This is a genomic window from Spirillospora sp. NPDC048823 (assembly GCF_043198445.1).
Lineage (GTDB): Bacteria > Actinomycetota > Actinomycetes > Streptosporangiales > Streptosporangiaceae > Spirillospora.
This window is the reverse complement of the sequence record NZ_JBICUT010000009.1, coordinates 1-12759: the sequence shown is the minus strand read 5'-3', so window position 1 is coordinate 12759 and position 12759 is coordinate 1. Positions and strand designations below refer to the sequence as shown.

5 protein-coding genes are annotated in these 12759 nt (G+C 66.0%); 4 read left to right on the top strand and 1 reads right to left on the bottom strand.

From position 1 onward, the window contains the following. Positions 1–67: 67 nt before the first annotated feature. The 4 genes from ACGFK0_RS21095 (at position 68) to ACGFK0_RS21080 (ending at position 12337) form a co-directional block, all read left to right on the top strand. A complete protein-coding gene (locus ACGFK0_RS21095; protein ID WP_392907595.1) occupies positions 68–4183 on the top strand; it encodes a LamG-like jellyroll fold domain-containing protein in 4116 nt (1371 codons plus the stop codon). 84 nt (positions 4184–4267) lie between these two features. After that, positions 4268–11242 (top strand): RHS repeat-associated core domain-containing protein, encoded by a 6975-nt coding sequence (locus ACGFK0_RS21090; RefSeq protein ID WP_392906969.1) that lies wholly within the window; start codon positions 4268–4270, stop codon positions 11240–11242. A 9-nt stretch (positions 11243–11251) separates the two neighbouring features. Further along, a complete protein-coding gene (locus ACGFK0_RS21085; protein WP_392906968.1) occupies positions 11252–11992 on the top strand; it encodes a hypothetical protein in 741 nt (246 codons plus the stop codon). Between the two features lie 90 nt (positions 11993–12082). Beyond that, a complete protein-coding gene (locus ACGFK0_RS21080; RefSeq protein ID WP_392906967.1) occupies positions 12083–12337 on the top strand; it encodes a hypothetical protein in 255 nt (84 codons plus the stop codon). On the opposite strand, the gene ACGFK0_RS21075 is transcribed toward ACGFK0_RS21080, so the two are convergent. Continuing rightward, positions 12330–12759, bottom strand: a 430-nt coding sequence (locus ACGFK0_RS21075; protein ID WP_392906966.1) for a hypothetical protein, incomplete at its 5' end; no start/stop codon positions are given. The two genes, ACGFK0_RS21080 and ACGFK0_RS21075, sit on opposite strands and share 8 nt — an antisense overlap.

Here is a 12759-nt window from a genome sequence, read left to right as displayed (position 1 = left end):
TTGTGCGGGTGCTGTGCGGTCGTTGGTGTGGCGGCGTCCGGTGTGGTCGGCGCGGGTTGTGTCGTTGGTGCTGGCCGCCGGTCTGTTGCAGGTCCCGGCAGCGGTCGCGCCGGTGACGGCGCTGGCCGATGAACCCAAGACGGCGGCGGCGACTGAGCAGCAGGCGGTGGCGCAGGCTAAGCGGTCGGGTGAGCCGGTGGAGATCACTTCCCGGCGGGGGGAGACCCGGACGGTGCGGGCGTTGCCGAACGGCCGTATCGAGGTCGAGGAGCGTGTGCAGCCGGTGCGTGCACGCCGGAACGGTAAGTGGGTGGACATCGACACCACGTTGCGGCGCTCGGCGGGTGGGGCGGTGGTGCCGGGCGCCTCGACGGTGGGGCTGGAGTTCTCCGGTGGCGGGGACGGCCCGATGGTGCGGATGACCCGGGCCGGGCGCCGGTTGGCGTTGTCGTGGCCGGGGTCGTTGCCTGAGCCGGTGCTGGACGGCGACACCGCCGTCTACCGGGGTGTGGCGGGCCCGGATGTGGATTTGCGGTTGCGGGCGCGGGCGGACGGGTTCGCGCATGTGCTGGTGGTCAAGACCGCGCAGGCCGCCAGGAACCCGCGGGTGGCCAGGCTGGCGCTGGGGTTGTCGACCACCTGCCTGGCGGTGGCCGAAGAGGCGGGCAGCGGGGTGTTGAAAGCCGCTGATCGGGGGTCGGGACGGGTGGTGTTCGAGGCGCCGTCGCCGAAGATGTGGGATTCCTCCCGTGCTGAGCCGGCGCCGGACAAGCAGTCCCGTGCCGCCGCGCCCGCCGGCCCGGCCGAGGATCCGGCGGAAGGACCGGTGGACGGTGCCAGGACCGCGTCGATCGATGTGGCGGTCGGCGGCGGGAAGATCATCCTGACTCCGGACGAGGGGTTGCTGTCGGATCCCGGGACCCGGTTCCCGGTGTACATCGATCCGGTGTGGACGACGAACAAGGCGTCGAGCTGGGGGATGGTGTCGTCGGGGTGGCCGGATGAGTCGTATTACAAGTTCGATGGTAAGTCGACCGAGGGGATGGGCCGCTGTGAGGTGGCCAAGGACCCCAACTGTGTGAAGAACCAGACCAAGCGGTTGTTCTTCCGGATGCCGTTGCCGGCGGTGAAGGGCCGCTATATCCAGAGTGTGGAGTTCACCGCGTTCGAGACCTACGCCTACAACTGCTCCAATCCGACGTCGGTGCAGTTGTGGCGGACGAACACGCTGCGGTCGTATGCGACGTGGAACAACACCAACAGTTCCTCGGTGTGGGATGAGCATCTGACCTCGCGTGATGTGGCGTACTGCTCCAAGACGCCGGTGGAGTTCGGCGGGTCGAAGCTGCGCGCGCATGTGCAGGACGCGGTCAACAAGGGGCACGGGTCGATCACGTTCGGGTTGAAGGCCTACAGCGAGTCGACGATGGACTGGTGGAAGCGGTTCGCCGATGACGCGTACCTGAAGGTGCAGTACAACAACCCGCCGTATCAGCCCAACACCGACTCGATGTACGCCAACCCCGGCACCAAGTGCGTGACCGCGAGTCAGGCCAAGACGGTCAACGACATTCCCACGGTGTACTCCTACCTGTGGGATCCCGACACCGAGGACCGCAACAAGGTGCGCGGCCAGTTCACGTTGTACTGGGCCGACAACGCCGACGGGTCGGACTGGGGTGCGAAGTGGACCTCGGCGCTGACTCCGGCCAAGACCTCGGGCAGCCAGTTCCAGCAGCCGCTCCCCTCGACGATCCCGGAGGGGACGTTGATCGGGTGGGGTGTGCGGGCCTGGGACGGTGAGCAATGGGGCCCGTGGAGCTACGACGGCGCGCAGACCGGCTGCTACTTCTACTACGACCCCGCGGTACCGGGAGAGCCGGCCATCACCTCGGCCGACTACCCCCAGGACGGCGCATGGCACGGCGGGGTGGGCGAGCCCGGGACGTTCACCATCTCCGACTCCGAGGGGGTGGCCGACCGGTACGAGATCGCGATGAACGGCGAGCCGGTGACCACGGTGGCCACCACCGCCGGCGCGGCCCGGCAGGTACAGATCCCGCCGACCCGCTCGGGCCCCAATGTGCTGACAGTGCAGGCGTTCGCGCCGTCTGACCAGAATGGCCCGGCGGTGTCGTATGAGTTCCGCGCCAATGCCGGCGCGGATCCGGTCGCCAAATTCAAGTTGGACGAGGGTGCCGGTTCGACGGCGGTGACGTCCACGGGTCCGGGGCGGTCGGCGTCGGTACGCGGGTCGGCGACGTTGGGTGATGCCGGTAAGAACGGCACGGCGTTGACGTTGGACGGCGTCGATGGGTACGCCGAGAGCACGCTGCCGATCGTCGACACCACCGGGAGTTTCACGGTGTCGGCCTGGGCCAAACCGACTCAGCACCGGCAGGGGGAACTGCTGGCCCAATCAGGGACGTCCCAAAGTGGTTTCGTCTTGGGGATGCACGCTAATGGAGCAGCGATTTTCGAGTGGCCAACCGTTGACGACAACAATGGCGGAGGTACTTGGCAGTGGGCTGTGGATGATGCGCCGCTTCCGCTCGGCCAGTGGAGTCATCTGACCGGTGTGTACGACAAGGCCGCAGGTCAGATGCGGCTGTACGTGAACGGGCAACTGCAAGCGACCGCCAGTGGAGTCACGCCCCTGGAAGCCCACGGTGCGCTGCAGATCGGCCGGAGTCTCTACAACGGCTGGTTCGTGAACCACTGGCCGGGGTCGATCGACGATGTGCGGGTGTTCACCCAGCCGTTGTCGGACGCGCAGGCCCAGCAGCTGGCGGGTGGAACCGTTCCGTCGGGAACGGGCCTGGTGGCGCATTGGAACATGGATGAGGCGGCGGGCAAGTCCCGGGTGTACAGCCCGGTCGCGCCGTTCACGGCCACTGTGCACAATGGGGCCGTCCTGGGCGCCGAGGGGCAGGTGGACGGTGCGCTGCAACTGGACAACACCGCCCAGCAGTACGCCGCCACCGACCGCCCGGTGGTCAACACTCTGCGCAGCTTCGCCGTGTCGGCGTGGCTGAAGGCCGACGGGCCGGCCACCTCACCCACCCAGAACTTCACGGCGGTGTCGGCGCGCGGCGACAGCAAGAGCGGCTTCTACCTCAAGTATGTGGAGGCCACGGGCAGGTGGGTTTTCGCGCGAACCGCGCAGGACAGCGACGATCCGGGCTGGTATCAGGCCACATCGAAGGATCCGGCGCAGACCGATGAGTGGACGCATGTGGTCGGGGTGTGGGACGCGGTGGCCCAGCGGTTGCGGATCTACGTCAACGGTGAGCGAGGCACCGACAGCCCGGTGGTGGACTCGCGCTGGCTGGCCACCGGCGGCCTGGAGATCGGACGCTCCCAGTGGGGAGGCAACCCGGTCGACCACTGGGCCGGCCTGATCGACGACGTCCGCGTGTACGACCGGATCGTGGGTGACCGCGAGGTCGAGGAGATGGTCACCCAGCATCCGGCGCTGAAGGCGCGGTGGATCTTGAACCAGGACGGTTCGGGTGAGCCCGCGGGTGCCTCACCACTGGTGCTGCACAACGGTGCGGCCATCGACCCGGCGGCGGGTTTCCGGGAGTGGGCGTCGCCGGCGGGTCTGAAACTCGACCCCGCGCAGTCGGCGTTCGCCGAGACCGCGCAGCCGGTGGTGGACACCGATGAGAGCTTCACCCTGACCGGGTGGGTGCGTAACAGCGGCCGGCCGTTGCAGCCGGCGACGGTGTGGTCCCAGCCGGGTGTGAACACTGATGCGTTGGTGTTGCGGTATGTGCCGGGCGCTGATTCTGAGTTGCAGGGTGGCTGGCAGGTGACGATGCGTAATGCCGATGACGGGTCGGCGGCGCCGTTGACGGCGGCGCATTCGGGGTTCTCGCCGCAGGAGTGGTCGCATCTGGCGGTGGTGTACGACGCGTTGCGCGACCGGGTCAGCCTGTACGTCAACGGGCAACTGGAGGAGACCTCCAGCGGGGTGTCGCAGGAGGACCAGGTGCTGGGGTTCAAGGCGGCCGGGAACGGCGGTCTGCAGGTGGGCCGCACCAAGCTCGGCGCACCTGGCGGCACCGAATTCTGGACCGACGCCGTCGATGACATCTGGGCCTATCAGGGCGCGTTGACCACCGAACAGATCCAGATGCTGGCCGGCGGGGTGGAGTTGCCCACCGCCGACGGCCCCTGACCCCCTTCTATCCGGTTCGACCCCGTGTCCCTTCTCTTCTGCTGATCTCGTGATGCACCCCGGCTCCCCGCTGGGGTGGTGGCGATGGAGGATGTTGTGAACGCAGGCCGCAAGAGGCTGGTGCTGGGATCGGGCCGCGCGGTGACGGTGGCCGCGGCCGCGACCGCACTCGTGATGCCGGCCGGGTTGCTGTCGGCTCCGGCGGCGTTGGCCGATCCGCCCAACTCCACGCGCCCGCAGGTCGCCGACCACGAGGACCCGGTTGCGGGGCGTGATTTGAAGGTCCGGCCGCGCAAGGCCGACCCGGCCGCCGAGCAGGGCCCTGCGGCGAAGGCGGATTGGCCGGATGCGGGGACCGCTGAGGTGCAGGTGCCGTCCGGCAAGAAGGCGGTGCGTGCGGGCGGACTGCCAGTACGGGTGTTGCCGCCCGGCAAACAGCCGCGTTCGGCCCGAGCAGTGCCGGCGGCGGGCCGGGTCCGTGTCCAGGTGCTGGACCAGCGGGCCAGCCGCGCGGCCGGAGTGGACGGGCTGGCGTTCACCGTGGCCCGCACCGACACCGCGGCGCCGGGCCGGGTGAAGGTACGGCTGGACTATGCCAAGTTTGCGCAGGCGTTCGGTGGTGCTTATGGTGCGCGGCTGCGGCTGACGCAGTTGCCGCCCTGCGCGCTGACCACACCGGCCAAGCCGGAATGCCGGACCGGTGAGCCAGTGACGGTCAGCAATGATGCGGCGGCCAAGACGTTGACCGCCGAGATCCAGGCCGCCCCCGCGGCGGCGTCTGGTTCGCCTGCGGTGGCCGCAGCGGGGCAGAACGCGACGCTGCTGGTCGCCACCGCCGCCTCCGATAGTTCGCAGGGCGACTACAAGGCCACCTCGTTGAAGGCGTCGGCGACGTGGAAGGCCGGCGGCAACTCCGGTGACTTCACCTGGTCGTACCCGATGCGGGTCCCACCCGTCCCCGGCGAACTGGCCCCGAAGGTCGAGTTGTCCTATTCGTCTGCCAGTGTGGACGGCCGGACGGCCAACACCAATGGGCAGCCGTCCTGGGTCGGTGAAGGTTTTGATCTGTGGCCCGGCTACATCGAGCGGCGCTACAAGTCATGTGAGGACGACGGCGCCCCCAAGGACGAGTGGGGCAACTCGCCGGGTGACCAGTGCTGGGGGTACGACAACGCCACGGTCACCTGGAACGGCAAGGGCGGAGAGCTGATCAAGGCGTCCGACGGGACGTGGCGGGCCAAGGGCGACGACGGCACCAAGTACGAGAAGCTCACCAGTTCGTCGAACCACAACGGTGACGACAACGGCGAGTACTGGAAGGTCACCACCACCGACGGCACCCAGTACTTCTTCGGCCTCAACCGCCTCCCCGGCTGGACGTCGGGCAAACCGGAGACCAACTCGGCCTGGACGGCCCCGGTGTTCGGCGACGACTCCGGTGAACCCTGCCACGCCTCGTCGTTCGCGAGCTCGTGGTGCCAGCAGGCCTACCGCTGGAACCTGGACTACGTCGTCGACCCCAATGGCAACGCCATCAACTACACCTACGGCCAGGAGACCAACCACTACGGCCGCAACCTCAAGCCGGAGGACGAGACCCCGTATGTGCGTGGCGGGTATCTGAAGACGATCTCCTACGGGCTGCGCGCGGACGCGTTGTTCGCCAAGCCGCCGGCGCAGGTCACCTTCACCACCTCCGAGCGCTGCATCCCGGACGCGTCCTTCGACTGCGCTCCGTCCAAGATCGGCGCCAACCCCGACAAATGGTGGGACGTTCCCTGGGACCTGAACTGCAACTCCGGCCAGGAATGCAAGGACACCCACGGCACCATCGCGCCCACGTTCTGGTCCCGTAAACGGCTGACCAAGGTCACCACCCAGATCCTCCAGCCGGACGGCTCGGCCTATCGGCCGGTGGATTCGTGGTCGATGGATCACGAGTGGGGTTTGGCCGATGTCGAGCGGGATCTGCTGCTGGAGGAGATCGTCCACACTGGGCACGCCGCCACCGACGGCGGCGGGGCGGTGACGTTGCCGAAGGTGACGTTCAACCACGTGCAGCTGCCGAACCGGCTGGACAAGACCGGCGACGACATCCTGCCCTACATCCGGTACCGGCTCGGCGCGATCTACGACGAGTCCGGCGGGCAGATCGACATCGCCTACTCCAACACCGACTGCACCCTGGCGAATCTGCCGACCCCGGAGACCAACACCACCCGCTGCATGCCGGTGATCTGGACGCCGCCGGGCCGCGAGGATCCGATCACCGACTGGTTCCACAAATACGTGGTCACCTCCGTCATCCAGACCGACCGCACCGGCCTGGCCCCCGACATGGCCACCACCTACCAATACCTGGGGGATGCGGCCTGGCATTTCGACGACGATGACGGGCTGACCAAGGAGAAGAACAAGACTTGGTCGCAGTGGCGCGGCTACGGCCACGTCCGCACCGTCACCGGCGACCCCGCCGACCCGGCCACCCAGGCCGACACCTACTACCTGCGCGGCATGCACGGCGACCGCCAGAACGAGTCCGGCGGCACCAAGAGCGTCACCGTCCCCGACGGTGAGGGCGGCACCCACACCGACCACGACGCGTTCGCCGGTTTCACCCTCAAAACCGTCCAGTACACCGAACCGGGCGGGAGTATCCACGTCAAGACGGTCAACACCCCGTGGCGGGTGCAAACCGCCTCCCGCACCCGTTCATGGGGCACCACTACCGCAAACGCCGTCCACACCGACTCGTCCCACACGTGGACGGCCAAGGACGGCGGCGGCTGGACCGAGACCAAGACCCAAACCGACTACGCCGGCTCCGGCGCGGGTGTCGGCCGCGTCACGTCCATCAGTGACCTGGGCGACCTCGCCACCGCCACCGACGACAGATGCACCCGGACCAGTTACGCCGACAACACCGGCGCATGGATGGTGTCTTTCCCATCCCGGGTGGAGACCGTCTCGGCCGCCTGCACCGTCACCCCCGACCGTCCTGCGCAAGTCGTCTCGGACGCGCGTACGTACTACGACAATGGCGGCTTCGGTGACGGTCCGTCCAAGGGCAACATCACCAAGGTCGAGAAGGTCTCCGGGTACAACGGTGGCACCCCGCAGTACGTGACACAGGCCACCACCACCTACGACTCGTACGGACGGGTCACGCAGGCGAAGGACGTACTGGGGCAGGCCACCACGACTGCCTACACCGACACCCAGGGCCTGACCACCCAGACACAAACCACCACCCCTCCGGCCACGCCTGGTGATGGGGCCACGGCGCTGACCACCACCCAGGTACTGGATCCGGCGTGGGAGCAGCCGACCCGTACCACCGACGCCAACGGCAACCACACCGATCTGGTGTACGACGGGCTGGGCCGGCTACGGAAGGTGTGGCTGCCCAACCGGTCCAAGGTCAATGGCCAGAACCCCAACCGCGAGTTCGCCTACCGGGTGACCGAGGGACAGATCGTCGCGGTCACCACCAAAACGCTGACCGCCACGGGTGGGCAGCGGGTGGCGAAGATCGAGTTGCTGGACGGGTGGCTGCGGTCCCGCCAGACCCAAGCCCCCGGTCCGGACGGCCGGCTGATCAGCGACACCTTCTACGACGACCGCGGCCAGCCCATCAAGACTTATGCCCCCTACACCGCCACCGGCGCCCCCGAAACCACCCTGTTCGGTGTCGGCACCCCCGGCAACATCGAGACCCAGACCCGCGCCGAGTATGACGGGCTGGGCCGCAAGATTGTCGAGAAGCTCACCCAGGGCAACGGGTCGCAGCCCGAGCAGGAACTGTGGCGCACCACCTACACCTACGGCGGCGGCAACCGCGTCTCGGTCACCCCACCCGACGGCGGCACCCCCACCGCCGAAATCACCAACGCCCGCGGGCAGGTGATCGAACGCCGCCAGTACCACGCCGACACCCCCACCGGCGCCTACGACGCCACCACCTACACCTACACCCCCGCCGGCGAGATCGCCTCGGTCACCGACCCGTCCGGCAACACCTTCACCACCACCTACGACCTACGAGGCCGCAAGACCCGCACCACCGACCCCGACAAGGGCACCACCACCTTCACCTACGACGACCTCGACCGCATGGTCTCCACCACCGACGCCCGCGGCAAGCAGATCTTCACCACCTACGACGGCATCGGGCGCAAGACCGCCACCCACGACGGCGCCGCCGGCGGGCCGCTGCTGACCTCGTTCACCTACGACACCGTCACCGACGGCAAGGGCAAACTCGCCACCGCCACCCGCCACCATGACGGCGCCGCCTACACCAAGCGAGTCCTCGGCTACGACGACCTGGGGCGCGTCGAGGCCACCAATATCACCATCCCCGCACAACAGGGCCCGCTCGCCGGAACCTACCTGTTCACCACCAGCTACAACCTCGATGGCACCGTGCAGGGCAACGGCCTGCCCGCGGCTGGCGGACTGCCCGTTGAAAGCACCGTCAACAGCTACGACGCCTGGATGCGGCCCATCCGGCTGACCAGCAACAAAGCCACCTACGTCAACGACACCGTCTACACCCCCACCGGTAAACCCACCATCCTGGAACTCGGCACAGGCGGGACCCGCGCCTGGCAGACCTTCACCTACCAGTACGGCACCCAACGTCTCGACACCGCCAAAACGCTCCGCGAGGGCATTAACGGCAACGACCGCAACGCCACTTACCACTACACCGACGACGGCACCATCACCTCCATCACCGACACCTCCCGTGACGGCATCGACAACCAGTGCTTCACCTACGACCACCTGCAGCGCCTCACCGAGGCTTGGACGCAAGGGACCACCGACGCCTGCGCCACCGAACCCACTGATGCGCTGATCGGTGGTCCCGCGCCCTACTGGCAGACCTTTACCTACGACAAGGCCGGCAATCGCACCGGCGAAACCCGGCACGGAATCGGCGCTGTCGCCGACACCGTCCGTACCTACACCTACGCCACCCCCGGACAGGGCAACCGCCTCAACCAGGTCACCCAGAGCGGGCCCGCCGGTCAGCGCACCGACACCTACACCTACGACGCCACCGGCAACGTCACCACCCGTGCCATCGGCTCCGGCCCGGCCGTCGGCCAGACTTTGGAGTGGGGCGCTGCGGGCGAGCTGACCAAGGTCACCGAAAACGGCAATGACGCTACGTTCATCTACGACGCTGACGGCAACCGCCTGATTCGCCGGGACCCGTCCGGTTCGACTCTGTACCTCCCCGGTACCGAACTGCGCGCCTTCAACGGTGCCTCCACTGCGACCGGGATTCGCTACTACACTTTCGCCGGCCAGACAATCGCGATGCGTACTTCTGACGGCACTGTCACCCACCTCACCGGTGATCATCAGGGCACGGACCAGATTGCCATCAATGCGTCGACCCAGCAGGTCACCGTCCGCCGCTTCACCCCCTTCGGCTCCATCCGCGGCATGGACGAGGACGCGACATGGCCGAATGACAAGGGTTTCGTCGGCGGCACCCAAGACCCCACCGGCCTCACCCACCTCGGCGCCCGCGAATACGACCCCGACACCGGACGCTTCGTCTCCGTCGACCCGGTCATGGACCAGGCCGACCCCCAGCAGATGAACGGGTATACCTACGCCAACAACAGCCCCGTCACGCACGCCGACCCCGACGGCCTGTGCCCACCAGATATCTGTGGTAAAGGTTACGTCCCTGTCGGCCACAAGAAGCCACTGATGACCGGCGGCTGCGGTCACGACTGCGGCAACCCGCCCGCAGGTTTCCTGGCATCGCTGGATCGGCCAGTCCATGCGCGCTGGGGCGACACTACGGTCCACGCCCCCAATTCCATTGCCTACACAGCCGCCCTGCAGAAGATGATGCAGCACGTGTACATGAAGTACGCAGGCACTCTGGGGCCGCTGGACCCGCAAATCATGCCGACCTGTGCCACTGACGGCAGTGCCTGTTTCCCAGGGGACCTGGGGAGACTCGGCAACTTCGCCAAACTGCTCTGCAAAATCGGCGGATTCAGATGTGACCGTATGTCCGGGCTGGAGTTCTTCGGAGCAGGAATGCGCAGCTTCCCGATGAACGGCGGCTTCGGTAAGGACGGGGGCATCACCGGCATCAGAGGCGGCCGCTGGACGACAGGTGGTCAGCCAGGCCGACCGACCAACCTGGGATCCTGTAGCAGTTTCGTCCCAGAAACGTTCGTCGTCATGGCCGACGGGAGCCGCAAACCCATCGAAGACGTCAAGGTCGGTGACAAGGTCTTGGCCACCGATCCGGATACTGGTGAAACCAGTTCCCAGTCCGTGCTCGGTACCATCACCACCAAGGGCGACAAGCACCTCGTCCAGATCACGATCAACTCCGACGCTCCCCGCAGGCTCCGTGTGACCGGTGACGAGCCGCAGCAAAGCGCCTCAAGTCAGCTCTATCGGGCCGCACAGAACGGGGTGGTCATCACCACCGCCAACCACCCCTTCTGGGTCGTCGGCGACATCAACGCCTGGGTCGAGGCTGCCGACCTGATGCCCGGCATGTGGCTCCGCACCAGCGCCGGCACCTACGTCCAGGTCACCGCCACCGAACACCGCACCGCCCACCACCAACGCGTCCACAACCTCACCATCGCCAACCTCCACACCTATCATGTGCTGGCGGACGCCACGCCGATCCTCGTCCACAACGACAACTGTGCTGTCAGTGGTAACCCGCATTCAAAACTGGGCGAGAGTGCTACCCGGACGTGGCTGCGCGATAACGGGTACCGGCACATTGTGAAGGAGGTTCAATTCAAGAACAGCAAAGGAAAGCCCTTCCGTGCTGACTTTGTTGCAAGGGATGGCAGTGGAAACTGGATCGCAGTCGACGCCAAGACCGGAAGGGGTTCGGTCATCAGTCCAAATCAGGAACTGGGATACCCGGAACTGAATGGCAGTGGAGTCGTCCTGGATACCCATAAGCTGAAGCGTTTCGGGTTGACAAAGGGAATGACCATCAGGATGGATGTGCACATCGATCTCTGGACTTGCCCGGCCTGTGGTAGCGGCCACTAGAGTGGAATCATGAGTGAAGACGGTGGACGGCACGCACTCGGATACGGCAGCGCGGACGGCGATCTTGTTCGGGCTTATAAGTCCAAAGACGTCATGCGGGCCGCCGCCAGTTGGATCGCAGCCACGGCGCTCCCAGAAGGGTTCACCTGGATCCAGTCAAAGAAATGTCTTGAGCGCAAGGCGGACGGGAGGCAGGAGTCGATCGCCCTGAGTTCATCCTATAGAAACAGACCGGACAAGGATATTCAGATCTGGATTGAGGCGCTCGAGGTAAGAGAAAGGGATCTCCTGCTGTGGCGTCGCCGCCATCCCGACTTCACCCTAGAACGCCCGGGTGGCATGGATGATCTCGTCTGTGCAAGCAGTTATATTGATTTTTGCGATCAGCTTGAAGAATATCAGGTAAACCTGACTGTGTACGATGAGCGCCCAGCCCGACTGTCCGTGCTGGCCGATCATGTCCGAAGGATCGCCCTGCCGTGGTTTCAAGCCACGGCGGAGCCGGGATCGCTGGCGGACAGCGTCTGGGACGAAATGATTCTTGATTCGGCCTCCGATCTCATGGAGTATGCGGTCTCGAAGGACCTTCCAGGCCAGGCACGGTCTATTCTCGATCGTGCACGGAATCTCGCATTCGCAGAGGAAATTCTTAACGAAGGCCGCTTCCTTGCAGAGCAGGGTAGGAAGCCGGCCTGGAATTCCCCTCATTCTGTCGGCTGGACTGCAGCCAAACTGAACTTGCTCGACTGAGCGCGCATCTCACATGGGAATCTGGCCAATTCGCGCGTAGCCGGTGATGACGGCAAGGAAATCCCGTGGCTACAGTATAGGTGAGGCAAGATGGGTAACGTGGAACGCACCTTGGTGAAGGCTTTCATGGAGATCGCCATCGCCATCGATCTGACCGACGACGATGATATCGACCCGGATGTGGCTACCGACCTTCTGGAACCGGTAGCGGCTCTCCTGCAAGAGATGCCCAGTGCAGACCGCCGACATTTGGCTGATCTGCTCCTGGCCTGCGCTGAGGAGGAGACTCTGCCCGAGCGAAGGACGACCGCACTCGACCTCCCGGAGTCCTTGGGTCTCATTTGAAATAGCCATGGAAGCCGCCGGTGGTGACCTTGACAACCTGAGAGAGATCAAGCCCGGGTGGTGGCAAGGCGAACGGCCAGATGGTACGACCGTGAAGATCGAATGGGAGACGCGCGGGCATCCCACGACGAATGAGGGCCCGCATGTTACGGTGCGAGTTCCCAAGGATCCATCGGTGGGCCCCAAGAGTGGCTGGAAGGTCATCAAGAAGGCCTTCATCGAAGGTCAAGAAGAATGGGGGTAAGCATTCAGGCCATTCACGGGCTGTGATGCTGGCCGATCGAATGTGACCGTCCGTCATGTTGATCATTGAGGGTGGACGTGGTGTGATCACCGGGTGTCCGGCCTGGATGAGCTGTCGCGCGAGGAACTGATCGTGCTGGCGCGTAGCCTGGCGATCGAGAACGCCCGGCTGGCCGAGC